This window comes from Campylobacter sp. CNRCH_2013_0671h (assembly GCF_025773055.1).
Lineage (GTDB): Bacteria > Campylobacterota > Campylobacteria > Campylobacterales > Campylobacteraceae > Campylobacter_D > Campylobacter_D lari_D.
On sequence record NZ_JAKMTG010000001.1, the window covers coordinates 45,545 to 71,786 of the forward strand.

The following is a 26,242-nucleotide window of genomic DNA, read 5'->3' on the forward strand; positions in this document are numbered from 1 at the left end:
TTTATTATATCATTTTTTTGTTTTAAAATTTAAGAAAAACAAAATTACTTGTGATAACATGATAATTTTCATCACAACTTCACTTGCACCATGAATTTTTATAAATTCTTGAGTTTTAGTTGCTTCTTCTCCTAAACTTTGTGCTTCTAAAACATAAGCAGTGAAGTAAAATATAAAAAGCAAACTTAGTGCCAAAATGATCAAAGAAAGCATAAATTTTGAAAAATTTATTTTAAAAGTTAAATTTTTGTCTTTAAATGAAAAAATTTCTATTAAAATAGACAAAACACTCACACTTAACAAAACATAGCCAAATTGTACAAAAATGTGTGTCATTAAAAGCCCACTTTGAAAATGAGTTAAAACCCCTTCACCTATGAATTTAGCAGGATAAAATATAGTCGGAGCTAAAAATACACCTATGCTAATTTCAATCCCAATTAAGCTTGCTAGTAAAAATAAATATATTGATTTCATATTTTCTCCTATAATAAAGATAATTATAGTCTAATTTTTTAAATTCCATGCAACAAAGGCTCTATCAAATCCATTATAATCTTGATAAAAAGTAGCTTTAAAATCATTTTCTTTTAAAATTTTATTTAAAATTGTTTTTTGATCATAGCCAAACTCACATGCTAAGACTTTTGTGTTGTGATTTTTGGCAAAAAGAATAATTTCATGTAAAATTTCCCAACCTTTATCTCCACCAAACAAAGCATTGTGTGGTTCGTTTTGAACCCATTTATCTAAAGGATAGTCATTTTTTATGTAAGGAGGATTAGAAAAAATAAAGTCAAAATTTCCTTGTATATTTTTAAAATCACAAAGTTGAAAATTGATTAAATTTGAAACATTATGAAAATCTGCATTTTTTTTAGCAAGCTCTAATGCTTTTGGATTAATATCGCAAGCTTGTATAAAAATTTGTTTTAACTTTGCTAAGCAAATACTTAAAATTCCACTTCCAAAGCCAATTTCAAGTATATTTTTAAAAGAGTTATGATCTAAAATTTCTAAACATCTTTCAAGTAATATTTCACTATCAAAACGCGGTATCAAAACCCCTTTTTTAGTAAAAAAATCAAAACCATAAAATTGTGTTTTTTGAAATAAATACTCAAAAGGCTCACCATTTAAAAATCTATCTATATATTCTAAAAAAACTTTCTCATTGATTTGAAATTCAGGATTTAAAAAAATCCAAGCTTTATCTTTTTGCAAAAGTTCACAAAGAATAAAAAGTATATATTCTTTGTGAGTAGGATCTTTTGCGTAAGCTTGCTTTAAAGCTTGTTTGATTGAAATCATTGCAAAGCTTTGATTCTATCATAAATACAAGGATGACTTAGATGAAAGAAAGTATAAATTTTACTTGTTTTAACAAAGGCTTTGTTTTCTTTTGCTAAAGCTATGAGAGCATTTTTCATATCTTCTTTAGAGCTTAGTTTTGCTCCGTGTAAGTCAGCATTAAATTCATTTTTTTGACTCATTTTATTAAGCAGTGGAGAAATAATAAAAGTAAAAATATTTCCAAAAATCAATAAAAGTGCAAAAACTCCAGCATTCACTTCATCTAAATGACTTTCAATATAAAAAAAGCTTGGTAAATGTGCAAAGATGAAAAATAAAACAAAAAGCATCAAAGCACTAGCAAATAACATTTTTAGCAAATCTTTATACACAAAATGTCCTAGCTCATGACCCAAAACAGCAATGAGTTCTTTTTCTTTTAAAGCATTTAAAAGTGTATCAAAAAGTACTACTCTTTTGCTTTTAAATAAGCCACCAAAATAAGCATTTAATCTTTTATCTCTTTTGCTTGCATCAATAACATAAACACCATTTGCACTAAAGCCACATTTTTGCATTAAATTAGTGATTTTTTCTAATAAATTTTCATCTTCAAGTTTTTTCATTTTGTTAAACATAGGTGCAATAAGTGTAGGGTAGATGAGATTTATAATAAGTATAATTATAAAGCTTAGAGCAAAAGCCACTACCCACCAGTATGTGTTAAAAAATTCAAAGCAAAATACTAAGGCATAGATGATTAAAAAGCCAAAAACAAGCATTAGAGCTAAAGATTTAATGCTGTCTTTAACAAAAAGTGCTAAAGTCATATTTGAAAAGCCGTGTTTTTTATCTTTTATAAAGCTTTCATAATAGCTAAGTGGTAAATTTAAAATACTAATAATAAATAAAAATGCAAGCAAAAATAAAGTATTTTCTAAGGTAGAATTTTCTTTTATAAAAATTTCTTTTAAATACAAAAAGCCAAAGCTAATCCAAGAAATGTTAATCATCAGATTATAAAGATTAGAAAAGATTTTGTATTTTTCATTTTCTATGGCGATATTTGCAGCATTTTTATAATCTTGTTCATTTAAAATAATTGCTTGTTTTTCTCTTTCTTTTTTTAAAAAAGAAATTTGCACATAAGATATAAAAACCAAAAAAGCTGTGTAAATACATAAAATAGTTATCAAAGTCATAGTTTTTCCTTAAATAAATTTGAGTAATTTTATCTTATTTAAAATATATAAAGTTAATCAGTATTTTCACTTTTTTCTAAAACCTCAAAATAAGCTTCTTCTAAAATACTAAGTTCACTTTCTAATGAATTTAGCTTTTCATAAAGGGTATTTATACCTAGCTCTTGATAGATTGTAGGATTACTTAGAGCATTTTTTATTTCTTTTATTTCTTCTTCTAATTTATGAATTTTATCAGGATATGAGTTTAAAATTTCATTTTCTTTATAGCTTAGTTTTTTACTCGATTTTTCTTTTGTTTTTACGCTTGCGGTGGTATTTGTTTCTAAGCTTTTAGAAAATTCTTCAAAGTCTTTGTATTCTTTTTCATTTTCTAAATATTCACTATAAGAAAGAACTTCTATATTAATATTTGCATTATCTTCAAAAGCATAAAGTTTAGTTGCTATTTTATCAACAAAATATCTATCATGTGAGACAAGCAAAATCGCACCTTCAAAAGAAAGTAAGTATTCTTCTAAGATATTAATCGTAGCTATGTCTAAATCATTTGTTGGTTCATCTAAGATTAATACATCATATTCTTTGGTAAAAAGCAAGGCTAGAGCAACTCTGTTTTTCTCACCCCCACTTAGCACACTCACGCTTTGCTCTAAAAATTCTTTTGGAAATAAAAATTGTTTTAAATACCCATAAACATGCATATTTTTACCACGCACTTGAATGTGATCGCCACCATTTGGGCAAAAAATTTCTAAAAGTTTTTTATCAGTGTTTAATAAACTCCTGCTTTGATCAAAATAGCCTATTTTAACTTCACCTCTTTTAATCTCTCCGCTATCAAGTGGAATTTGGTCAAGTAAAATCTTTAAGAAAGTAGATTTCCCACAGCCATTTTTACCTACTATGGCTATGCGTTCACCTTGTAAAATTCGTGCATTAAAGTCTTTAAAAAGCGTCTTGTTGGCAATAGACTTTGAGATATTTTTAAATTCAAAAAGCATTTTTTTGCGGTTTTGGCTTTGAGTTTGGTTAAAATTTTTACTTGCTCTTTTGATTTCAAGTTGTAAGCGTTTGATAGCTCCTGGGTTTTTCTTAGCTTCTTCACGCATTTTAAAAATGCGTTCTTTGCGTCCTTCGTTGCGTTTAAGCCTAGCTTTGACTCCTCTTCTTAGCCATTCTTCCTCACTTTTTAGTTGCTTAAGCAAGGTTTCATGGCTTTTAGCTAAGGAAGCTAAAATAGCTGCTTTTTTTTCTAGATATTGCGTATATCCACCCTCAAAAATGCTTAATTTTCCCGCTTCTATTTCTACGCATTTTTGCGCTATAGCATCGATAAAATACCTATCATGAGAGATGAAAATAACACACATTTTAGAGGTTTTTAACCTTTCTTCTAAAAAGTTACTCATATATACATCTAGATGATTAGTTGGTTCATCAAGCAATAATATATCAGGATTTTTTAGCAAAAGTGTGCAAAGCCCTACGCGTCTTATTTCGCCCCCACTTAAAGAGCAAAGTGTTCTGTCTTTGTATTCTAATAGTTTAAATTCTTCTAATATTCTTTGTATTTTTTGGTCTAAATTCCATGCGTCTTTTGAATCTATAAATAAACTTAATTCATCTACTTTTTTTAAATATTCTTTATTTTCAGGATCAAAAGCTAGTTTTTCATTATAGCTTTCAAATTCTTTCAAGGCTTGATAAATTTCTTCAAGTTCTTTTTTGATGGCTTCGCTCACGCTTAAGGTACTTTCAAAGCTTACTTGTTGGCTTAGCATACCTATGCTAGCGTTATTTTGTTTAATTACTCTACCGCTATCTAGTTTTAAAGTTCCCATAAGGGCTTTTAAAAAGCTTGATTTTCCTTCGCCATTTTTGCCTATAATGGCGATTTTTTCTCCTAAATTTGCACTAAAATTTGCATTTTCTAAAACTATTTTTGTATTAAATTTCTTATTTGCATCGATTAAATCTATTAAAGCCAAATTTCTTTCCCAAATGTTTTTTACGATTTTACTTTAAAAAGTATTAATTTTGCTTAAATAAAATTACGCCATGAGAGCATTTGTTTTTTTTACTTTATTAGTTTTATTTTTTGCTTTGGCAAATTGGTATATTTATAAAAGATTTTTAAGTAGGGTTGATTTTTTAAAACCTTATAAGAAGTTTGTATTAGCTTTTATTTTAATAGTTTTTGCATGTGAATTAATCTTTTTTATAAATATGCGCGGGGACTTTTTACATGAAAAGCTTTATTATATTTTAGCTATTTTTCCTACTATTACTTGCTTTTTCTTGCTTTTTGGAGTGATTTTTGAAATTGGCTCTTGGATTTTTTTTAATGAAAATAAAAAAGAGCAAATTTTCAATGTCCAAAGAAGAAAGTTTTTAAAATTAATTTTTGATTCTTGGCTTATTATACTTAGCGTTAGTATGGTATTTAAAGGTTTTATAAATGCTATTAGCACACCTAAGGTTAATGAGGTAGATATTAAAGTTAAAAATTTAAAAGAAGATTTAAATATAGTTTTACTTTCTGATGTGCATTTGGGAAAAAATTTAGGAGAAGATTTTTTAAAAACCTTAATCGGTGAAGTTAATGCTTTAAATGCTGATATGGTTATTATAGCTGGGGATTTAATCGATGCAGATATTGCTAGTATGCCTTATATTAATTTATTAGAAAATTTTAAATCAAAATATGGTACTTATTTTGTTTATGGAAATCATGAGTATTATAATGATATAAATGCAATAAGCAAAAAGCTTAAAACTCTTAAAAATTTCAAAGTTTTGGAAGATGAAAGTATTGATTTTGGGGATTTTACTTTAAGTGGGACTTTGGATTTGGCTGCCAAGCGTTTGGGTTTTAAAGAAAGCAATATAGAAAAAATCAAAACTCAAATCAATCAAGAAAAGGTTAATATTTTAATCACTCATCAACCAAAGTATGTAAAAACTTATGATGTAAGTGGGTTTGATTTGATTTTATCAGGACATACACATGCAGGACAAATTTTCCCTTTTTCTTTGCTAGTATATTTAGAACAAGGTTTTGTGTATGGGCTTTATAAATTAAGCAAAGATAGCTTGCTTTATGTAAGTAGTGGAGCTGGATTTTGGGGGCCTGCTGTGAGATTTTTAGCCCCTAGTGAGATAGCTTTGATTAGATTAAAAGGAGAATGAGTGGGATTTAGCAATAGTGCTTCAAAAATGTTTGGAATCATAGCAAAATATAAATTTCCAAAAATTATACAAAAAAATATTAATAAAGCTTATGTAAATGCTTTTAATATCAATATGAGTGAATTCAAACCTTTAGAAGAATATGAGAGTTTAAATGCTTTATTTACAAGAACTTTATTAAATGAGCGAGAATTAGAAGATGGCTTTATAAGTCCAAGTGATGGTAAAATTTTAGAACTTGGAAGTAGCTTTCAAAATGATTTAAAAGAAAATTTAGCCTTTAGCGTTAAAGGTTCAAGTTATAGTATAGAAGAGCTTTTAAAAAACTCAGCTAGTAAAGAAGAATTAGAAAGTGGCATAGATTATGCAAATATTTATTTGTCTCCAAAAGATTATCATCATTATCATGCACCTTGTAATATGCAAATTTTAAGTGCTACTTATATGAGCGGGGCCTTATTTAGTGTGAGTGAGGCAAAGTTAGCTAAGATTATAAACCTTTATACTAAAAACGAAAGAGTAGTTTTAAAGTGCTTAGTGGAAGGAAAATTTATACTTTGGATGGTATTTGTGGGTGCGCTAAATGTCGGTAAAATGCACTTTAGCTTTGATACTAGCATACAAACTAATGCTGCAAATTTTGATTTTACTCATACTTATGAAGATCTTTTTGTAAAAAAAGGCCAAAGACTTGGAAATTTTGAGCTAGGTTCAACTATAGTTTTAATCACCCAAAAAGGATTTTTAAAATTTAGCAAAAATGCTTATGAGCAAGTTGAATTTTCTAAGAAGATTGCGGACTTTGCTTAGTCTCATCTTCATTAGCAACTTTATATAAAAAGGCAAAAATTTCAGCCACTGCTTTATACATATTAGGTGGGATTTCATCGCCTAAGTCAAGTTTGCTAAGCACTTCTACTAAGTCTTTGTCTTCTTTTATGGGTATGCCATTTTCTTTGGCTAAAGAGATGATTTTAGCAGCGTTTTCACCTTTGGCATTAGCTAGGATTTTTGGTGCATTTTGTTCTTCTTTGTTATAGCCTAGTGCAACGGCTTTTTTTGTTTTTTTAGCCATTTTTAAGCCCTTGTGTCAAAACCCATATTAAAGTCATTATATTCTTCTTGATTGTGAAATTTACTTTTAATTATATCGCTGATGAAAAAATTAGAGCTTAGAAGTCCTACTTTAACTAAGGCTTTTTTTAGTTCATGTGCTCTTTCATAAAGTTTTTTTCTAAAATTAGCATTTTCTATCATCATATTTATATCGATGTATTTATCATTACTTAGAGATAAAAATACATTGATTTTTCCTAATTTTTCAAATTCAAGATTAATTTGTGCATAAAATTTATCTTTTTTACCGCGTTTAAAAACTACATTAGATTTTTCTAAATCATCCCAAAAGAAAGGTAAAAAAGTATGAATGCTATTATTGGCTAAAGATAAAAGTTGGTTAAATTCAAGCTGAGCTATAAGACGATTTGCTTGATTTAGTATGCTTTCATTGTCTAAATTTTTGGCTAGATTAGAAACTTGCAAAAGAGTGGATTTAATATCTTTTTGTAATTCTGAAGAAATTTCTGTGCTATCTTTTTGGGTGATTTTTCCAAGATCTTTTATAGAAAGTTCTAATTTTTTTTCTATATTTTTTATATCATCTAAAGAATTTTTTGCCTCATAATTTTTAGGATCTAAAGCTTTTAAAACTTCATTGAGTTTTCTTCCTATTAAGCCTAGTTCTTTGTTTAGATTGTTTAAAAGCTCTTCTTGTAAATTTTGGCTAAAATTAAGATTTTTGCTTACATTTTGTTTGAAAATATCTTCTAGTAAAATTTTGCCTGAAGTGCTTTTAAATATATCCTCTAACTTAGTATTATTTGTTTGTAAATTTTGACTTTTATTATCATTTTTACTTAAATCTTCAGTATTTTTTTGTAGTGTTTTTGGCTCTTCTTTGGGGTTTTCTTTGATATCTTTACTTTGTGGTATTTTTTCTTCTTTTGTGTTTTGAATTTCTTTATCTTTTGCTATGCTTTCTTGCTTTTGTTGAGTTTCTTTTTTATCCTCTGTGCTTTTTTGTGGAGTTTTTATTTCTTCTTTTAACTCTTCTTTGATGTCTTTAGTGTGTGGAATTTTATTTAAATTTTCTTGTGTTGTTTCGGTTTTGTTTTTGTGATTTTTTATATCTTTTAAAAGTATTATAAAATCTTTTATATTTTGGCTAAGCTCTTTTAGTATATGAGTGTTTTGAATTTTTATGTTTTCTGGTTTAGCTAGTTCTTTGTTGATAAGTGTTAAATTTTTATTAAGATTTTTGATAAAATTATCCGCAATATTTTGGAGTTTTTCTTGACTAATAGAACTTGGGTTTTTATTGATATAATTTTTAAAATTTTCTATTTTATCAAATAGCTTAAAAAGTGTTTTGTAGTTTGTATTTTCCAAAGAAATTTTATTATCTTTTTTGTGATTTTGTAAGATGTGAATAAGCTCTTTTAAGGTGCTTGTAGTATCAAGATTTTTAAGATCTAAATTACTTATATCGTGTTTTAAATTTTCACTTGTAGCGCCTTTTATAGTACTTAAAAGATTAAAAAAACTCTGTGGTAAATTTTGTTCTTTTAAAGAATGATTGAGCTTTGCTTCTAAAAATATGCCTGAATTTTTCACTAAAGATGAAAGATTTTTATTATTAATATCTTTAGCAGGCTTGACTAAATCTTCTAAAATTTTAAGCAGTTTTTCAAATTCAGGATTTTTTGAAAGCTCTACTTGGAGTTTTTTTACTTCATTGGCAAAATTAGGTGCAAAATTTAAATCTTTATGATTTTTTAATACTGCCAAATCAGGATCTTTATTGGTTTTGATTTGATCTAAAAGTTTATTAAGTAATTCTTGTAGTTTTTGATCAATTTTGCTAATATAATCTTTGGGTAATTTAACTTCAGAATCGCTTTTGGAAAATAAAGGATTTTTTAACGCTTCATTGAGCGAGGTTTTTTTGTCTGATTTTTCACTTTTATTTTCTTTATTTGTTTCATTTTTTGCAAACTGATTTTGATTATTAGAGATATTAGTTATCATCTAGCATTACCATATTACCAGGTTTTCTTTTAAATTTGGTAAGTTTTTTAAATTTTGGTTTATCGATGGCAAATAGTATCAAAATACTTAATAAAACTATATAAAAATACATAAAGCCATAAGCTTGAAAATAATACATCAAAGTTCCCAAAATTGCAGGTGCAAATAAAGCACCAAAAGAATAGGTAAAAAGAACTGCTCTGCCAAGTTCAACTCTTTTGCTAGGATTATCAAGCATATCATTTGCTCTTGCTAAAGAAAGAGCGTATAAACAACACATGCCCATGCCTAGCAAAAATCCAAAAAAGTATTTTAGATAAATATTATATTCTAAAAGTAGTATGCAAAGCATAGCGCTTAAAGCAATAAAAGCACACAATATAATGGCAAATTTTCTGCTAATTTTATCAGAAAGAGTTCCGATATAAAGTTGCGAAATAAAGCCACCTACCATAGTAGAGAAAATAAAAATAGAAGCTTCTTTTGCGCCAAATCCTTGTATAAGTACAAATAAAGAAGCCATGGAAAAAAAGCCATTTAAAAGCATGCCCGCTATAAAACTTGTTACTAAGGCTAAAGGCACTATATCAAAAACCTTAGGAATGGAAATTTTTGTTTTTTGTGGCAAAATAGGCTCTTTAATGCGGATTAAAAATAAAGGAATGGAGGCAAACATAATAAAACTAGCGCTTAAAATAAATACTGTATTACTTGGAAAGTCAAAAGACATAAGTAAAATTCCAAAACCTGATGATGAGTAAAATACAACCTCATAAAAGGCTATCACTCTTGAGCGAATAGTGTTTTTTGCTTTTTCATTAAGCCATGATTCTATTACCATTAAAAGCGCATAATAGCAAAAACCTAGCAAAAATCTTAAAAACATCCAAAAATAAAGATTAGAATTTAAACTATGAAGCATGGTGGCTATACCAAAAATAATAGCAAAAATTCCAAATGATCTTATATGTCCTACTTTAGAAACTATTCTATGGGCACTAATTGTACTTACCATAGCACCAAGAAAATAACAACTTCCTATTACGCCTATATAAAAATTACTAACATTATTATGCTTTAAAATAATAGCTATGGAATTTACTGTTAAAGCACTTCCTATGAAAACAAAAATCATACCAAGAAATAATGCTGTTAGTGATCTAATCGTTCTTTTTGAGCTTAACATTTTCTTATTAAAAAATTATATATTAATACCGCTATGGGTGTGACAAACATTGCACAAAACAAGGCAAAAATACTCATTAAACCTTGAAACTCTAAAAATAAAAATCCTGCTATTAAAAACACATAAGCAAAAATTTTAAATAAAGAAAAAAAAGCTAACGCGTTTTTAAAAATACTTTTAAATTTTGGTTTTAAATCGTCATCTATATGGATAAATTTTATAATTTTTGGCAAAGAATATTGTTTTTTAGTAAAAATTTGTAAAGGTCTTTGCGTAAAATCATAATTTTTAGCTGCTTTAAAAATAAAATTTTTATAATTTAAAAAAGATATTAGAATGATTAAATTTTGAGCTAAAAAGCCAAATTCAAAGCTTATAAAGGTTTTAAAGCTTAATTCTTTGTAAAAAAAAACTCCTGCTAAGAAAAGTAAATTTAATCCTAGCAAGAGTTTTAATAAAATTTTAGGCTTTAGGATCATTTTTTAAATCTTTATAGCGATTTTCTTCTTTAAATTCTTCGTAACTTTTTACTTGTGCTTTGTAGGCTTTGTAAACATTTAAAATCGCCGCAGCTACTCCTATAAACACTCCTACCCAAAAAAGCCAAACAATGCCGGTTAAGTTTTTTAAAAAATAGCCTATACCAACTCCGATTAAAACAGCCACAACCATGGATATACCAAGGCTTAATCCATCTGCAGCTTCTATACCTTTGCGAATGATTTTTTGTCTTTTATTCATAATGCTTTAAAACTTTCTTGTGCTGCTTGTATAGTTTTATCAATGATTTTTTTATCCATACATTCACATATAAAACCTGTTTCAAATTGAGATGGTGCTAAATATACACCTTTGCTTAGCATCTGTGCATGAAATTTGGCAAATAATTTAGTATCTGATTTTAAAGCGTCTTGATAATTATTAACAGGGTTTTCACAAAAGAAAAATCCAAACATAGAACCAACGCAATTAACTTGCAAAGGAATTTTGCAATCATTTGCAGCTTCTTTAAAGCCTTGAGTAAGTCTTTTGCCTAGTTTTTCTAATTTTTCATATAAGCCTTCATAATTTCTTGCTTTTTTTAAGCTCGCATAACCTGCAGCCATAGCAAGAGGATTGCCACTTAGTGTTCCTGCTTGATATACCCCGCCCAAAGGACTTAATAAATCCATAATCTCAGCTCTTGCAGCAAAAGCAGCTGCAGGAATACCTCCGCCTATAACCTTACCAAAAGTTACTATATCAGCTTTTATATTATTAATCCCAAAAGAGCCAAGATATGAAGCTCTAAAGCCACTCATAACTTCATCAAAAATTAAAAGAATTTGATGCTCATCACATAGTTTTCTTAACTCTTGTAAAAATTCTATTTTAGCAGGCACTAAACCCATATTTCCTGCAATTGGCTCTATGATGATACAAGCTATATTATCATCATTATTGATTAAGTTTTTAACACTATCAATATCATTATAAACAGCTACTAGAGTATTTTTAGCTACATCGGTTAAAACTCCTAGTGAACTTGGGGTGTTAAAAGTAGCTGCACCGCTTCCAGCACTTACTAATAAAGAATCAGAATGCCCATGATAACATCCTTCAAATTTGATGATTTTATCTTTTTTACTAAATCCTCTTGCAAGACGAATAGCACTCATAGTAGCTTCAGTGCCGCTACTTACAAAACGGATTTTATCCAAATGTGGCCAATCTTTTAAGATAAATTTGGCCAATTTAGTTTCAGCTAAAGTTGGCGCACCAAAGCTCGAGCCATGCTCTAATGCTTTTTTACAAGCTTTTTCAATATCCTCATCACAATGTCCAAAAAGTAAAGGTCCCCAACTTTGCACATAATCTATATAAGTATTTTCTTCTATATCGCTAATATAAGCACCTTTGCCTTGTTTGATAAATAAAGGATTGCTACCTACACTTGCAAAAGCACGCACTGGGGAATCTACCCCACCTGCTATATACTCACAAGCTTCCTCAAAGGCTTTTTTATTGTTTTTCATTTTTACTCCTTTTATTGCTAGTAATATAATCATAAAGTGATTTTATTTCATCTTCTGTTAGCGAGTAAGTTGGCATAATGCTTTTTGCCTCTTGAGGTTGATTTAGAATTTTTCTAAAACGCGTATAAGGAGTGTTTTTAATACTTGGCACAATAAAAGGAATTTTTTCTCCATTTTTAGTGTAATAACCTAGTATTTGTTGACCTCCATCGCCATGACATTTAGCACAACTTATACCTCTTGGATTTTTGTAAAGGGACTCTTGGTATTCTTTAGGAGAGATAAAATCTTCAGCCCAAGCACCATAAATTATAAAAAATAAAAATAATACAATTTTCATTCATTGCCTTTAACAAAAAAAGAAGTTTTGTTATGATACAATTTTTTAAGTTAAAGAAAGCTATAAAATTTAAGGAAAGAAATGACACTTTTAGATGGTAAAAAGCTAAGTGATAAGTTAAAAGAAAATTTAAAACAAGAAGTATTAGAACTTAAAGCTCAAAGTATAGAGCCTTGTTTGGCTGTAATTTTAGTAGGCGAGGATCCTGCTAGTGCTACTTATGTGGGTTCTAAAGCAAAAGCTTGCGAGCAATGTGAAATTAAGTCTTTAGTTTATAAACTTGATGTAAATACAACTCAAAATGAGCTTTTGGCTTTGATTAATACTTTAAATCATGATGATAGTATAGATGGAATTTTAGTTCAACTTCCATTGCCATCGCATATTAATAAAGATATAATCTTAGAAAGTATTAACTTTAATAAAGATGTAGACGGCTTTCACCCCTTTAATGTCGGAAATTTAAATCTTAATTTAAAAGGTGGTTTTTTACCATGTACACCTTTAGGCGTTATGAAAATTTTAGAACATTATGATATAAAATTACAAGGAGCTAGTGTAGTTGTAATAGGAGCTTCAAATATAGTAGGCCGTCCTATGGCTACTCTTTTGTTAAATGCTAATGCTAGTGTGAGTATTTGTCACATTTATACAAAAGATTTAAAAGCTTATACAAAAAATGCTGATATTGTTATCGTAGCAGCAGGTTGTCCAAATCTTTTAAAAGAAGATATGGTTAAAGAAGGTGTGGTGGTAATTGATGTTGGGATTAATAGAGTTGATGGAAAAATAGTAGGCGATGTCGATTTTGAAAATGTTAGTAAAAAAGCTAGTTATATCACTCCTGTACCAGGTGGAGTAGGGCCTATGACTATTGCTATGCTTTTAGAAAATACTATAAAATCAGCTAAAAATAGGATAAAAAAATGAAATTTTTGAAGAAAATTTATAAATTTACACAATCTTGGACGGGAACTTTAGTAGTTGTTTTATTGATTATATTTTTCTTTATACAAGCTTTTACTATACCAAGTGGTTCTATGAAAAATACTTTATTAGTAGGGGATTTTTTATTTGTAAAAAAATTTTCTTATGGTATTCCAACCCCGCATATTCCTTGGGTGGAAATTCCTGTTTTACCTGATTTTAATAAAAATGGACATTTAGTAAGTGGTGAAGGTCCTAAAAGAGGGGATATTGTGGTATTTAGATATCCGCATGAGCCAAAAATCCACTATGTAAAAAGATGTGTGGCCAAAGGTGGAGATGAAGTAGTTTTTGCAAATAAAACCTTATATGTGCGTATGGTTGAGGGTGATGAATATATGAAAGATTATTATCCTAATAAAACAAAAATTATAGGCGGAAGACTTTTTGTAAAAGAGCCTTTTGTGGAAAAAGGAATACATTATGATTCTAGAGTGGATATAGACAGTGTATTTTTTCGCTATTTAAATTTGGGGCAATTTGCTATGAAGCCTGCTTCTTTTGATGAATTAGGTGCTAATAATATTTATGGTTTTAATGCTTATTATTATAAAGTACCTGAAAATGAATATTTTATGATGGGCGATAACCGTGATCATTCTAGCGATAGTCGATTTTGGGGAAGTGTAGATTATAAATATATAGTTGGGCAACCTTGGTTTATTTATTTTTCATGGGATGAAAATAAAAAAGTTAGATGGGAAAGAGTAGGGCGTTTAGTTGAAACTATAGAAAAAGATGAACGCTTTATTCATCATAATGAAAGCGACATAGAAGCTTTAGAATAATTACCCAAAGAAACAAATAAAAATAGTTTGTGTAGAAAATGTATAGTTTCTACACAAAATTTTTTAAAAATATATAATCTTGATTTTACTCGTAGAATTTTTTAAGCTCCAAGTTGTAACAATTACAAAAATTAAAATTAGTATAAGATAAAAGGATAGAAAATGCTAAGCCAAAGATCTCAAAATTTAGGAGAATCCTTAACTTTAGTAATGACTGATATAGCCAAAACTTTAAAAGCAAATGGTGAGAAAGTTATTAGTTTTTCGGCAGGTGAGCCTGATTTTGATACTCCAGAAATCATTAAAAAAGCAGCAATTGAAGCTATTGAAAAAGGTTGTGGAGCTTATACGCCAGTTGTGGGTATAAAAGAAGTTATAGAGGCTATACAATATAAATTTAAAAATGATAATAATTTAGATTATAAAACAAGTGAAATCATTACCAATGTTGGTGCTAAACATTCTTTGTTTATGGCGATTGAGTGTTTAGTCGAAGAAGGTGATGAGGTTATCATTCCAAGTCCTTATTGGGTGAGTTATCCTGAAATGGTAAAATTTGCAGGCGCAACTCCTGTGTTTATAGAAGGTGAAGCAAAAAATGGATTTAAAATCACCCCAGAACAATTAAAACAAGCTATTACTTCAAAAACTAAGGTTTTGATGTTTAATTCTCCATCAAATCCTACAGGAGCTATATATTCTAAAGAAGAAATAAGTGCTTTAGCTAAGGTTTTAGAAGGAACTAAAATAGTAGTTTTAAGTGATGAAATTTACGAAAAATTAGTTTATGATGGAGAATTTTGTACTTTTGCACAAGTTAGTGAAGATGCTTTAAATAGAACTGTAAGTATTAATGGTCTTAGCAAATGTGGTGCTATGCCAGGGTGGCGTTTTGGATACATGGCAAGTAAAATGAGCGAGTTTAATAATGCTGTTAAAAAACTACAAGGGCAAAGTACATCAAATATTTGTTCAATCATCCAATACGCAGCTTTACCAGCCTTACTTGGAAAAGCAGATAATGATATTGAAATGATGAGACAAGCCTTTTTAAAGCGTAGAGAATTAGCTTGTGAAATTTTAGCCAAAAGCGATAAGTTAAAATTAGAACAAATTCCACAAGGAGCTTTTTATTTATTTATATCTTGCAAAGAAGTTGATAATGATTCTATGAGATTTTGTAAAAGACTGCTAGAAGAGCAAAAAGTAGCTTTGGTGCCAGGTATTGGTTTTGGCATGGAAGGGTATTTTAGGCTCTCTTATGCAACTAATGAAAAAGATATTATTGAAGGTTGTGAAAAAATCGTTGAATTTGTAAAAAACTACTAATTTCTTAAGCCTGTTAAAAACAGGCTTTCTTTCAAAAAAACTTATAAGCAAGTCTTTGGTATGATTATGCAAAAAATATAGGAAAAATAATGGAATTTGAAGTTCAATATAAAAGTGCAAATGCTAGAGCTTGTCGTATAAAAACTACACATAGTGAAATTTTAACTCCTATTTTTATGCCCGTTGGAACTTTGGCTGCGATTAAAAGTTTAGATGCTGTTGATATGAGTGAGATTTTAAATGCAAAAATTATTTTAGCAAATACTTATCATTTGTATTTAAGGCCTGGTTCTAAAGTGATTAAGCAAATGGGTGGTCTGCACGGTTTTAGTAAATTTGAAGGCTCTTTTTTAACAGATAGTGGAGGTTTTCAAGCTTTTTCTTTAAGTAAAAATTCAAAACCTGATGAAAAAGGTATTCAATTTAAAAGTCATATCGATGGAAGTTTGCACTATTTTACCCCGCAAAGTGTTTTAGATGCACAATATGATTTTAATTCAGATATTATGATGATTTTAGATGATTTAGTGGCCTTACCTGCAAGTAAAGAAAGGATAGAACTTTCTCTAAAACGCACTATAAAATGGGCAAAAGAAGCTATTGATTATCATAAGTTAAAACAAAGTCAAGGTGTGGGAATAGGGCAAAATATCTTTGGTATTATCCAAGGTGGGACTGATTTTGAAGCTAGAAAAATTTGCTCTCAAGCACTTTGCGAGATGGATTTTGATGGACTTGCTATAGGTGGATTAAGCGTGGGAGAAGAAAATGAGGCTATGTATGATACGGTTGAAGCTATGATGCCTTATGTGGATAACAATCGCCCTAGATATTTAATGGGAGTTGGCACGCCTGAAGATTTAGTAGAAAATGTAGCAAGAGGTGTGGATATGTTTGATTGTGTGATGCCAACAAGAAATGCAAGAAATGGTACTTTATTTACTAGCTTTGGAAAATTTAATATCAAAAAAGCAGAATTTATCACTGATCATGCTCCTATAGACGGCAAATGTTCTTGCTATACATGTAAGAATTTTTCAAGGGCCTATTTAAATCATTTATTTAAAGCCAAAGAATTAACCTTTTTTAGACTTGCAAGTATTCATAATTTACATTATTATTTAAATTTGGTCAAGCAAATGCGTGAAGCTATTATTAAAGATGAATTTGAAAATTTTAGAAAAGAATTTTATAGGCAAAGAATGTGTTAAATGATGTTTTAAAACAAATTATTAGCAATATTAATATATCAAATGCTTATTATGAATTTGATGATTTTGATATTTTCACTCTAGATATAACTAAAAATTCTAAAAGTGTATTTGTTTTTAAAGAAAATCAAATTTTTGAGTATAAAGATGAAAATTTGATTTTATTTTCTAATACGGAATTTATAGCTATATTAAAAGAAATTTTGCAAAATGAAAAAGAAAAAAATAATACCATTAACCTTTCTATAGAAAAAAGAGAGGAGTTGATTTTAGAAAATAAAAAAGTAAAGAATTTCTTGACAAAATATTTTATATTAAAAGTTAAGCTTAGTAAAAGTTATAACATGGTTTCTTCTGTTTTAGAGGCTTGTAAAATTTGTCATAGTAAGCATCATTTTATAAAGAAAAGTTTAAAAACAATTATTTTAAATTTAGCTGTTTTGGAAAAAAATATTAAAGAAAATATATCAAGATTAGAAGGGATTTACACTTATATTAATACCGCAAGAAATGAAAAAATAAATAAAAATATTTACTTTTTAAGTATTATGTCTGCAATTTTTTTACCTTTAAATTTAATCGTTGGATTTTTTGGTATGAATACCAAAAATTTATTTTTATCTGAAAATGAATACGGAACTTACTATGTTTTGGCTGTGATTTTAACGATATTTTTTATTTTATTTTTATGGTATCAATTTAAAGATAAAAAAGAATTGGATTTGGATGAATTTTCTGTAAAAAAGAAGTAAGTGGTACGCCCAAGAGGATTCGAACCTCTGACCTTTTGAACCGCAATCAAATGCTCTATCCAGCTGAGCTATGGGCGCAAAAATAAAGAGTAATTCTATCAAAAAATTCTTAAAATTAGCAAAAATAAATATTTTTATAGAATTTTTATATTTTTATGCTAATCTTCTTTTTAATATTTTAGCTTAAGGCAAAGTCCATGATACATAAGATTTTAATAGCCAATAGAGGTGAGATTGCAGTAAGGGTGATCCGTGCTTGTAGAGATTTGCATATACAAAGTGTTGCTGTTTATACTGAACCTGATTATGAGTGTTTGCATGTAAAAGTTGCTGATGAAGCATATAGAATAGGAACTGATGCCATAAGAGGGTATTTAGATGGTAAAAGAATAGTTGAGATTGCTAAAGCTTGTGGAGCTGATGCTATACATCCTGGATATGGTTTTTTAAGTGAAAATTATGAATTTGCAAAAGAATGCGAAGAAGCAGGGATTATCTTTATAGGTCCAAAATCAGATGTTATCCGTAAAATGGGTAATAAAAACATAGCAAGATATTTAATGAAAAAAAATGGAATCCCTGTAGTTCCAGGTACTGAAAAATTAAATCATTGCACATTAGAAGAAATCAAACTTCAAGCTTTAAAAATAGGCTATCCTGTAATTTTAAAAGCTAGTGGTGGTGGTGGCGGTAGAGGCATACGCGTAGTACATAAAGAAGAGGATTTGGAAAAATCTTTTGAAGCATGCAAAAGAGAAGCACTAAGTTTTTTTAAAAATGATGAAGTTTTTATGGAAAAATATGTTATTAATCCAAGGCATATTGAATTTCAAATTTTAGCAGATAATTATGGTAATATCATTCATCTTTGTGAAAGAGATTGCTCAATACAAAGAAGACATCAAAAAATCATTGAAATAGCACCTTGCCCAAGTATTTCAGAAAAACTAAGAAAAACCATAGGAGTTACTGCAGTAGCTGCTGCAAAAGCTGTAGGTTATACGAATGTTGGGACGGTTGAGTTTTTACTTGATGATTATAATAGATTTTATTTTATGGAAATGAATACAAGAATTCAAGTAGAACACCCAATTACTGAAGAAATTACGGGGATTGACCTTATTACAAGACAAATTCGTATAGCAAATGGGGAAATTTTAGATCTTGAGCAAAGCGATATAAAACCAAGAGGTTTCGCGATAGAAGCTAGGATTACAGCAGAAAATGTATGGAAAAATTTCATTCCAAGTCCAGGCAAAATTACAGAGTATTTTCCAGCTTTAGGGCCATCTGTGAGAGTGGATAGTCATTTATATAAAGACTATACTGTACCACCTTATTATGATTCTTTACTTGCAAAATTAATTGTTAAGGGTTCAAGTTATGATAGTGCAGTTAATAGACTTGAGAGAGCTTTGAAAGAATTTGTGATTGATGATATTAGAACAACTGTTCCATTTTTGATTGCAATTACCAAAATAAGAGAATTTAGAAGAGGGTATTTTGATACTTCTTTCATAGAAACACATATGGAAGAGCTTTTGGAAAAGACAGAAGATAGACACCAAGAAAATAAAGAAGAAGTAATTGCTGCTATAGCTGCAGCCTTACAAAAGATAAAAGAAAGTAGGCAATCATGAGTTTTTTAGATGAATTAAAAGATATAAAAAAAGCACTCCAAAAAGAACAAGGTCAAACAAAAAAAGAAAAGGTTAAAGCGAGTAAAAGCGGAGTTAGTATGAAAAATACTGACTTAGATGCTATACAAAAAGACTTAGCTAAGCAAAATGAAGATAAAAAGCAAGAACAAGAATTTGAAGATATGTTTTTAAAAGAAGAGCGTTTAGCTAATGAATTTATGGAATTTGTAAAAAATAGTGATATTAAAAAGATCTAATGAATAATATTATTGGTTTTTGTACTTTAGAAGAAGAATGTCCTTATCTTGAAAATAGATATTGTAGAAATGAGTATAATTATATATCTTTTATTAACAAAGCGCAAAATCAAGAATTAGTTTCAAGAGGTTGGCGTCGCTTTGGATCATATTTTTCAAGACCAATATGTAATGATTGTAATGAATGTCAAAATTTGCGTATTTTGGTAGAAAATTTCCATTTTAGCAAAAGCTATCGTAGGGTTTTAAAAAAAAATATAGCTACTAAAATAATCTTACAAAAACCTTCTTTAAGTGATGAGCATTTATTGCTTTATGAAAAATACCACCATTATCAAAAAGATAAAAGAAATTGGAAAATTTATGATTTAAATTTTAGAAAATATTACAATCTTTATGTAGATAATGCAGGTACTTTTGGATATGAACTTGATTTTTATATAGATAATAAGTTAGTGTGTGTTGATTTGATTGATATTTTAGAAGATGGAATTTCTAGTATATATTGTTTTTATGATCCTGATTTTTCACATCTAAGTCTTGGAAAATACTCGCTTTTAACAGAAATCAAGCTTGCACAATTAAAAAAATTAAAATATATTTATTTAGGATATTTTGTAAAAGGGTGTCAATCTTTATCGTATAAAGCCGATTATAGTCCAAATGAAATTTTAAAACACACTAGTGCTTTAGATGAACAGGCATTTTTGTGGAGTTAGGTTTATAGAGAGGATTTTATGCAAGTAGTGCAAACTTTAGAATCTGTTAGTGTTAATACTGATGATTTTTTAATGTTTAAATATTTTCAAGATCTTATCCGTAAAAATTTTTCTAAAGTTATAGGTAATAAAAATAAAACCCTATCTTTTTTTGTGGAAAATGAAATTCCTCAAAGAAGATATTTTTTAAAACTTGTTAATCACAAGTATAAAAAAAATACTGGAAACCAAATCGATAATCTTGCTTTTGCGCATTATAAGACCTTTAAATTAAATCTTGCTCAAGCAAATACTTTAAAGCCTGTAATCTTTGCTAAAATAGGTTTTGCACAAAAAAATATCTTAATAACTTTAAGTTCTAATGAAAAAATGTTTGCTGTATATTTAGAGCAATATTTTAAAGATCATAAAAGCATGTATGATGAGAAAAATTGTATTTTTTCAGTAGAATACAAAGATGATAATACTTTAAATCTTTTAGAAATTTTAGCAAGCGTAAATGAGCATTTAAAATATTGTGTGGATTTTACAATCAATGAAACTCAGCTTTTAGAATTTAGAAATAAAATGAAAAATAAAGCCAATACTAATTGGAAATTTAATGCTTTGGCTAAACTTTTTGAGAATTATTTCCAAACTTTAGGATGTAATTCTAGTGATGATTTTGCTACTATTAGACAAAATTATCTTAATTTAGTTAAAATTTATCATCCTGATCGCCATCAAGGTAAAAGCAAAATCGAACAAGCTTATTGTCGTGAGGAATTTGAAAAAATTCAGCTTGCTTATGAGAGTTTAAAATCTTTATATAAAAACAATACATAATCTCCAAATAACATCATTTTAAGTTGCAATTTATTAAAATTAATTTTTATAAAATTCTAGGAAGAAATTTTGGTTGCTGATAGAAAATTATTTTTTTTAAGTTGCATTCTAATAACTATAGGGATACTTTTTTCATATTCTTTAAGTGCTTTTACTGTGCTTTATTTAGAATATAATGAATTTCATTTTTTTATCAGACAGCTTTTTTTTGGACTTAGTGGTATAGCTATTATTTATTTTGTTTCAAGATTAAATCCTGATAGTAAAATGGCACATTATTTAATGATAAGTGTTTTGTTAATCTCTTTTTTATTTATACTTATTTTGCCTTTTTTACCTACCTTTCTTGCTACTGCAGCAGGTGGTGCTAAAAGGTGGATCAGGCTTGGTCCTTTATCTATTTCTCCTGTTGAATTTTTTAAGATAGGTTTGATTTATTTCCTTGCTTGGTCTTATACAAGAAGAATTGATGATAGCAAAAAAGCAATCAAACACGAAGTTTTAATTTTAATTCCTTATTTTATTTTAGCTGCTTTTGTTATTGGCTATATTTATATGACACAAAATGATTTAGGCCAAAGTGTTATCTCTTTTTTCTTGGTTTTTGCTTTAGCATTTTTTGCAGGAGCTAGTAAAAGACTTTTTGCTTTTGGCGTGGTTATTGTTGGAATGATTGGGGTTTTGGTGATTTTAAGTAATCAAAGAAGAATTCAGCGTATTTCTGCTTGGTGGGGAAATATCCAAGATGCGTTTTTACCTTTTTTTCCTGATTGGCTAGCAAGTGCTTTAAGAGTAAGCCATAACTCAGAACCTTATCAAATTTCACATAGTTTAAATGCTATAGCTCATGGTGGATTTTTTGGAGAAGGGTTGGGTCTTGGAACTTTCAAATTGGGATTTTTAAGTGAGGTGCATACGGATTTTGTTTTATCAGGGATTACTGAGGAAATAGGATTGTTGGGATTGAGCATTATATGTTTGATTTATTTGATGGTTATACTTAGAATTTTTAGAATTGCTGGGCGCTGTGAAAATAAGGTCCATTTTTTATTTTGTTCAGGTGTAGCTTTACTTTTATTATTTTCATTTTTTATGAATGCTTTTGGAATTATTTCTTTAACTCCATTAAAAGGAGTTGCTGTGCCACTTTTAAGTTATGGTGGCAGTTCTATGTGGTCTATTTGTCTTGGAATAGGTTATGTTTTAATGATTAGCAAGAAGGTAAAAATTTAAACTCATTAATTAAAATATATAAAAATTAACTTAAATAAAAAATATTCTATAACAACTCTTTACAAAAAACTTTTTTCTGCTATAATTATGCTCACATTTATTATAAAGGAGGCGGATATGAAGAAATACAGGCGTTTAAACACATTATAATCATTTATCAATTTTATTTTAATTTTAACAAAGGAAAAAAATGAAAAAAATATTATATGTTGTTTTAGCGTTATTTGGTATATTAGCTTTAGGTGCTTGTTCAAGCGATAAAAATCAAGCTAGTGCTTCTGGTGAAAAAGTTTATAAAGTAGGTATAGCTGCAAATTATCCTCCTTTTGATTTTATTAAAGATGCAAAAATTACCGGCTTTGATGTTGATTTATTGGAAGAAATTGCTAAAAGAGAAAATTTAAAACTTGAATGGGTAAATATGAGTTTTGATGGTTTAATTCCTGCCTTAAAAGCTGGAAAGATTGATATGATAGCTTCTGCTATGAGTTCAACTCCTCAAAGATTAGCAAGTATGGATTTTAGTGATACTTATTTCAATACTAAAAATTTATATTTAAAATTAAAAACAGATTCTAGTATTAGCGATAAACAAAGTTTGGAAGGTAAAAAAATAGGTGTTCAACTTGGAACTATTCAAGAAAGTGCTGCTAAGACTATTCCAAATGCTCAAGTGGTTGCAAGTGAAGAAATGTTAGCAGCAATTTTAGCTTTAAAAGCTGGCAAAGTAGATGCAGTTTTAACGGATAAAGATATTGGTAAAGGTTATTTAAAAACTAATGAAGAGCTAGAAGCATTTTTAGAAGAAAATGATGGAAGTTCAGGGTTTTGTATAGCTTTTGATAAAGGAAAACAAAGTGAGCTTGTTCAAAAAATTAATGCAGGCTTAGAAAAAGTTAAAGCTGATGGTACTTACCAAAAAATCGTAGAAAAATACGATTTACAATAATTAACTTAAAGCCTTGATACTTATATTCAAGGCTTTAAAAAAATATTCTATATCTTCTTTTGTATGCGTATAATGAAAACCCACTCTTAGCCAACCTGGTTTAGATTTTAATTCTTGATTGTCTTTTAGATTGAGTAAATCATGTCCATAAGGTCCTGCACAAGCACAACCTGCTCTTGTTTCTATCTTATAAGTTTTACTTAGTTTATAAGCTAAATCAAAAGGAGAAATTCCTTCTATATTAAAAGCAAAAATAGGTAATCTATTAGTGATATTTTTTGCATATAAGATCATTTTTGGAAAATTTGTACATTGTTTGAAAAAATATTCACAAAGTTCTTTTTCTTTTTTTTCTATATTTTTTAAACCTATTTCATTGCGTATTTTAAAAGCCAAACTTGCTCTAACAAGCTGAATAATTCCAGGTGTGCCACCTTCTTCTAAATTTTCAACTTCGCATAAATATTGTTGAGATGTTCTTGAAACATAGCCCACAGTTCCACCTGCCGCAAAGCTAGGGGTATTGCCACATAGATTTTTTTTGATAACAAGTAAGCCACAAGATCCTACACCTCCAAGTAGTTTATGAGAACTAATAAACACTGCATCATAAAATTTAGGATCTAAATTAGCATAAGGAGCTAAAGTGGAAATATCAAAAGCAACTATACCGTTGTGTTGTTTGACTAAAGTGTAAATTTTTTTATAATCACTTAAAATTCCTGTAACATTAGAAGCTGCATTAAAGCTTGCTATGATTTGTCTGTTTTTGGATTTTTGTAATAATTTTTCTAAAAAAATAAAATCTAATTCTCCATTTTTATCTAAGGGCACTCGAACGCATTCACACAAAGCTTCTCTAAATGAAAGTTCATTAGAATGGTGTTCATAGGGTCCAACTATAACCAAAGGTAAGGTATTTTTGCCTGTATTTTTAAAATATTTTTCTTTAATAAGTGGTGGTATATATAGACCTAAAAGTTCTTGAAATTTTTTTATAGCTGCTGAAGATCCACTCCCACAAGCTATAAGAGCAAAACTATCATCTAATTCAAGGTATTTTTTTAAATTTATTCTCGCGTTTTCATAATGCTGTTGTGTGATAAAAGAATTTAAAGAGCTATCTGAATGTGTATTTGCATAGGTGGTAAGAATTTTTTTAATTTCTTTTTCTATGCTTTTTAGTGCTAAAGCGCTAGCTGTAAAATCAAAATAATGTATTCCTTTTTTTAAAATAATATCTTGTTTTAGTTTTTCAATATCCAAAAAAAATCCTCTAATTTTTTGTTAAAATTATAACATACAAAATATTTATTTTAAGGATGTGATTATAAAATTTGGTGATTTTTCAAAACGCTGTGAAACTTTGGAGCTTGAAAGTATTTTTGACTTTTATAGTATTTTTGATGAGTTTGAATTTGATTTGAAATTAAGTTTATATGAAAATATCTTAAATGTTTTTATTTTGAAAGCCTTTGATATTTTAGCTTCTTTAAATTTAGATGAGAATGCTTTAAAAGCTTTGAGTGTTTTAAGTAAAAACGATAGAAAACGCTATTCTATTAATAAATCTATTCCGCATTTTCAGGCTCTAGGGCTTATTAATAAACTTTTAGAGAAAAATATTTTGATCTTAGAAAAAAGTCAAGAAAAGCCAATTATAAAAAACAAAAGACAGAAAGTTAAAAAAGAATTACGCTCTTATAATATACAAGATAAGGTTGTTTTTAAAAATCAAGGATTAAGATTTTTCTTTTATTTTATATATCCTAAACTTAATTTAATCGCGATGAAAAAATACAATGAATTAATAGAACTTATCCAAGAAAATTTGGAAAAATACCAAAGTTTTACTTTTGAACTTTTATGTAAAGAATTTTTAGCAAAAAAACTTAAAGTGGATCAAGTGTATAGTTTTTGGAATTATTATCATGAAATAGACTTGTATTATCATGAAAACAATTTTTGTGTTTTAGGTGAAGTTAAATTTAAAGAAAGAAAAATATGTAAAAATGTTTTAAATATTTTAAAAAGTAAAGCAAAACAGTTGCAAATTCAACCTAATTTATATGTGCTTTTTTCAAAGAGTGGCTTTAGTAAAGAGCTTATTTTAAATAAGGAGCGTAATTTGCTTTTATATACTTTAGAAGATTTTCAATTTTTAATTAAGGATTAAGTGTGGATGAGAATATTTTAAAAAGTTTAGATTCTAGTGAAAAAGAAAACTTACAACAAGGATTAAAAGCCTTAATAGAGCAAACCTATGTTATAGAAAATGAATATAAGCAACTTAATGAAAACTACACTGCATTAAGACAAATGGTAAGTGAGATTATAGAGGTTTTGCCTATGGCTTTGTGGATTTTAGACGCAAATAAAAATATTATTTTGCAAAACAACCTAGCTACACAAAAGCCAAAGCTTTTAGAATGCATTGATCTTGATAAAACACATTATGAGCTTGAGTTTGATCATAAATTTTATCTAATCAAAATCACCTCTCATACTGATAAACTTATAGTAAATGCAACAGATATTAGTGATGAAAAAAGAAATGAAAGGTTAGCTAGCATGGGAACAGTTGCAGCACACCTAGCACATGAAATACGCAATCCTATAGGTTCTATTTCTTTATTAAGCTCTACTTTGTTTGAAAGAAGTGAGTTAAAAAATAAGCATATAGTTTTAGAAATCCAAAAAGCAATTTCAAGAGTAGAGCGTATTGTAAATTCTACTTTACTTTTTACAAAAGGAGTACATGTTAATTTAAATGAGTTTAATTTACAGGAGTTACAAGATGAGTGTGAGCAAGCTATTGGAGCTTATAATTATCTAGCTAGCATCGATTTTAAATTTGAATTTTTAGATTTAAAAATCAATGCAGATAAATCTTTACTTGCTTTAGTTTTGCAAAATTTACTTTATAATGCCATAGATGCTATTGAAGAAAGCGAAAATGATGATGGTTATATAAAGGTTAAGTGCGAACAAAAAGAAGATAGGGTTTTTATTAAAGTTTATGATAATGGTATAAGTATCAAAGATAAAAAAATGGTTTTTGAGGCTTTTAAAACAACTAAGTTAAAAGGTAATGGTTTAGGTCTTTCTTTATCAAAACAAATTATTGATGCGCATAATGGAGTTTTAGGTTTTGATGAAAATCCAAAATGTTTTTTTATAGACCTTAAAATTTAAGCTCTATAAAATAAATTTTTTCTTAAAATAATAAAAATATTT

27 protein-coding genes and 1 tRNA gene are annotated in these 26,242 nt (G+C 28.3%); 15 read left to right on the plus strand and 13 right to left on the minus strand.

The genetic code is table 11. The annotated features are described in order from the left end of the window. Nucleotides 1-9 precede the first annotated feature (9 nt). Genes L8X97_RS00240 through abc-f form a run of 4 tightly spaced genes read right to left on the minus strand, consistent with a single transcriptional unit; the run spans nucleotide 10 to nucleotide 4,486 of the window. Nucleotides 10-477: a DUF4149 domain-containing protein gene (locus tag L8X97_RS00240; protein WP_263661566.1), complete on the minus strand. Its 468-nt coding sequence runs from the start codon at nucleotides 475-477 to the stop codon at nucleotides 10-12. Between the two features lie 30 nt (nucleotides 478-507). Next, the gene (locus L8X97_RS00245) at nucleotides 508-1,308 is read right to left on the minus strand and encodes a HemK/PrmC family methyltransferase (protein ID WP_165955269.1); all 801 of its coding nucleotides are present in this window, start codon (nucleotides 1,306-1,308) and stop codon (nucleotides 508-510) included. Further along, entirely contained in the window at nucleotides 1,308-2,495 is a 1,188-nt protein-coding gene (locus L8X97_RS00250; RefSeq protein ID WP_263662364.1) for a M48 family metallopeptidase, read from the minus strand. The genes L8X97_RS00245 and L8X97_RS00250 overlap by 1 nt, the downstream gene beginning before the upstream one ends. Before the next feature lie 53 nt (nucleotides 2,496-2,548). Beyond that, a complete protein-coding gene (gene abc-f / locus L8X97_RS00255; RefSeq protein ID WP_263662365.1) occupies nucleotides 2,549-4,486 on the minus strand; it encodes a ribosomal protection-like ABC-F family protein in 1,938 nt (645 codons plus the stop codon). A 70-nt stretch (nucleotides 4,487-4,556) separates the two neighbouring features. Between abc-f and L8X97_RS00260 the strand changes: the two genes are divergently transcribed. After that, a complete protein-coding gene (locus L8X97_RS00260) occupies nucleotides 4,557-5,687 on the plus strand; it encodes a metallophosphoesterase (RefSeq protein WP_263659355.1) in 1,131 nt (376 codons plus the stop codon). Next, a complete protein-coding gene (locus tag L8X97_RS00265; RefSeq protein ID WP_263662366.1) occupies nucleotides 5,688-6,497 on the plus strand; it encodes a phosphatidylserine decarboxylase in 810 nt (269 codons plus the stop codon). On the opposite strand, the gene L8X97_RS00270 is transcribed toward L8X97_RS00265, so the two are convergent. From L8X97_RS00270 to L8X97_RS00300, 7 genes are read right to left on the minus strand one after another with little or no spacing between them, the layout of a single operon-like run. Beyond that, nucleotides 6,472-6,762 carry a FlhB-like flagellar biosynthesis protein gene (locus L8X97_RS00270; RefSeq protein ID WP_133319292.1) on the minus strand — a complete coding sequence of 97 codons (291 nt, stop codon included), beginning with the start codon at nucleotides 6,760-6,762 and terminating at the stop codon, nucleotides 6,472-6,474. The genes L8X97_RS00265 and L8X97_RS00270 overlap by 26 nt on opposite strands. A 2-nt stretch (nucleotides 6,763-6,764) precedes the next feature. Next, nucleotides 6,765-8,774: a flagellar hook-length control protein FliK gene (locus L8X97_RS00275; RefSeq protein WP_263662367.1), complete on the minus strand. Its 2,010-nt coding sequence runs from the start codon at nucleotides 8,772-8,774 to the stop codon at nucleotides 6,765-6,767. Next, the gene (locus L8X97_RS00280) at nucleotides 8,764-9,960 is read right to left on the minus strand and encodes an MFS transporter (protein WP_263659357.1); all 1,197 of its coding nucleotides are present in this window, start codon (nucleotides 9,958-9,960) and stop codon (nucleotides 8,764-8,766) included. The genes L8X97_RS00275 and L8X97_RS00280 overlap by 11 nt, the downstream gene beginning before the upstream one ends. Further along, entirely contained in the window at nucleotides 9,954-10,439 is a 486-nt protein-coding gene (locus L8X97_RS00285; RefSeq protein ID WP_263662368.1) for a hypothetical protein, read from the minus strand. The genes L8X97_RS00280 and L8X97_RS00285 overlap by 7 nt, the downstream gene beginning before the upstream one ends. Beyond that, nucleotides 10,423-10,701: an AtpZ/AtpI family protein gene (locus tag L8X97_RS00290; RefSeq protein ID WP_039641170.1), complete on the minus strand. Its 279-nt coding sequence runs from the start codon at nucleotides 10,699-10,701 to the stop codon at nucleotides 10,423-10,425. The genes L8X97_RS00285 and L8X97_RS00290 overlap by 17 nt, the downstream gene beginning before the upstream one ends. Further along, nucleotides 10,698-11,975: a glutamate-1-semialdehyde 2,1-aminomutase gene (gene hemL, locus L8X97_RS00295; RefSeq protein ID WP_263662369.1), complete on the minus strand. Its 1,278-nt coding sequence runs from the start codon at nucleotides 11,973-11,975 to the stop codon at nucleotides 10,698-10,700. Before hemL ends, L8X97_RS00290 begins: the two co-directional genes overlap by 4 nt. Then, entirely contained in the window at nucleotides 11,962-12,315 is a 354-nt protein-coding gene (locus L8X97_RS00300) for a c-type cytochrome (protein WP_263659360.1), read from the minus strand. Before L8X97_RS00300 ends, hemL begins: the two co-directional genes overlap by 14 nt. An 81-nt stretch (nucleotides 12,316-12,396) precedes the next feature. Between L8X97_RS00300 and folD the strand changes: the two genes are divergently transcribed. The 5 genes from folD (at nucleotide 12,397) to L8X97_RS00325 (ending at nucleotide 17,382) form a co-directional block, all read left to right on the plus strand. Further along, nucleotides 12,397-13,245, plus strand: a complete 849-nt coding sequence (gene folD, locus L8X97_RS00305; RefSeq protein ID WP_133319286.1) for a bifunctional methylenetetrahydrofolate dehydrogenase/methenyltetrahydrofolate cyclohydrolase FolD — start codon at nucleotides 12,397-12,399, stop codon at nucleotides 13,243-13,245. Then, nucleotides 13,242-14,090 (plus strand): signal peptidase I, encoded by an 849-nt coding sequence (gene lepB / locus L8X97_RS00310; RefSeq protein ID WP_220566758.1) that lies wholly within the window; start codon nucleotides 13,242-13,244, stop codon nucleotides 14,088-14,090. Before folD ends, lepB begins: the two co-directional genes overlap by 4 nt. Before the next feature lie 162 nt (nucleotides 14,091-14,252). Next, a complete protein-coding gene (locus L8X97_RS00315; RefSeq protein ID WP_263662370.1) occupies nucleotides 14,253-15,419 on the plus strand; it encodes a pyridoxal phosphate-dependent aminotransferase in 1,167 nt (388 codons plus the stop codon). 89 nt (nucleotides 15,420-15,508) lie between these two features. Next, the gene (gene tgt / locus L8X97_RS00320) at nucleotides 15,509-16,630 is read left to right on the plus strand and encodes a tRNA guanosine(34) transglycosylase Tgt (protein WP_220566759.1); all 1,122 of its coding nucleotides are present in this window, start codon (nucleotides 15,509-15,511) and stop codon (nucleotides 16,628-16,630) included. After that, nucleotides 16,624-17,382 (plus strand): CorA family divalent cation transporter, encoded by a 759-nt coding sequence (locus tag L8X97_RS00325; RefSeq protein WP_263659363.1) that lies wholly within the window; start codon nucleotides 16,624-16,626, stop codon nucleotides 17,380-17,382. Before tgt ends, L8X97_RS00325 begins: the two co-directional genes overlap by 7 nt. Nucleotide 17,383: 1 nt before the next feature. On the opposite strand, the gene L8X97_RS00330 is transcribed toward L8X97_RS00325, so the two are convergent. Next, nucleotides 17,384-17,460, minus strand: a tRNA-Arg gene (locus tag L8X97_RS00330). A 119-nt stretch (nucleotides 17,461-17,579) separates the two neighbouring features. Between L8X97_RS00330 and L8X97_RS00335 the strand changes: the two genes are divergently transcribed. The 6 genes from L8X97_RS00335 to L8X97_RS00360 all read left to right on the plus strand — a co-directional run bounded on the left by L8X97_RS00335 (nucleotide 17,580) and on the right by L8X97_RS00360 (nucleotide 23,005). Next, a complete protein-coding gene (locus tag L8X97_RS00335) occupies nucleotides 17,580-19,022 on the plus strand; it encodes an acetyl-CoA carboxylase subunit A (RefSeq protein WP_220566761.1) in 1,443 nt (480 codons plus the stop codon). Continuing rightward, nucleotides 19,019-19,279 carry a hypothetical protein gene (locus L8X97_RS00340; protein WP_012661304.1) on the plus strand — a complete coding sequence of 87 codons (261 nt, stop codon included), beginning with the start codon at nucleotides 19,019-19,021 and terminating at the stop codon, nucleotides 19,277-19,279. Before L8X97_RS00335 ends, L8X97_RS00340 begins: the two co-directional genes overlap by 4 nt. Continuing rightward, nucleotides 19,279-19,998, plus strand: coding sequence for an arginyltransferase (locus L8X97_RS00345; RefSeq protein ID WP_133319279.1), 720 nt, complete (start codon nucleotides 19,279-19,281; stop codon nucleotides 19,996-19,998). The genes L8X97_RS00340 and L8X97_RS00345 overlap by 1 nt, the downstream gene beginning before the upstream one ends. An 18-nt stretch (nucleotides 19,999-20,016) precedes the next feature. Continuing rightward, nucleotides 20,017-20,823 (plus strand): adenylosuccinate lyase, encoded by an 807-nt coding sequence (locus L8X97_RS00350; RefSeq protein ID WP_133319278.1) that lies wholly within the window; start codon nucleotides 20,017-20,019, stop codon nucleotides 20,821-20,823. Nucleotides 20,824-20,892: 69 nt separating this feature from the next. After that, a complete protein-coding gene (ftsW, locus tag L8X97_RS00355) occupies nucleotides 20,893-22,056 on the plus strand; it encodes a putative lipid II flippase FtsW (protein ID WP_220566762.1) in 1,164 nt (387 codons plus the stop codon). A gap of 190 nt (nucleotides 22,057-22,246) precedes the next feature. Continuing rightward, on the plus strand, nucleotides 22,247-23,005 hold the full coding sequence (locus L8X97_RS00360) for a basic amino acid ABC transporter substrate-binding protein (RefSeq protein WP_133319276.1): 759 nt from the start codon (nucleotides 22,247-22,249) through the stop codon (nucleotides 23,003-23,005). On the opposite strand, the gene L8X97_RS00365 is transcribed toward L8X97_RS00360, so the two are convergent. Beyond that, nucleotides 23,006-24,271: an aminotransferase class V-fold PLP-dependent enzyme gene (locus L8X97_RS00365; RefSeq protein WP_263662371.1), complete on the minus strand. Its 1,266-nt coding sequence runs from the start codon at nucleotides 24,269-24,271 to the stop codon at nucleotides 23,006-23,008. A 58-nt stretch (nucleotides 24,272-24,329) separates the two neighbouring features. On the opposite strand from L8X97_RS00365, the gene L8X97_RS00370 reads away from it, so the two are divergent. Both L8X97_RS00370 and L8X97_RS00375 read left to right on the plus strand, forming a co-directional pair. Beyond that, the gene (locus tag L8X97_RS00370; RefSeq protein ID WP_133319274.1) at nucleotides 24,330-25,181 is read left to right on the plus strand and encodes a DUF234 domain-containing protein; all 852 of its coding nucleotides are present in this window, start codon (nucleotides 24,330-24,332) and stop codon (nucleotides 25,179-25,181) included. A 2-nt stretch (nucleotides 25,182-25,183) separates the two neighbouring features. Next, nucleotides 25,184-26,200: a sensor histidine kinase gene (locus tag L8X97_RS00375; RefSeq protein WP_263662372.1), complete on the plus strand. Its 1,017-nt coding sequence runs from the start codon at nucleotides 25,184-25,186 to the stop codon at nucleotides 26,198-26,200. Nucleotides 26,201-26,242: the final 42 nt, after the last annotated feature.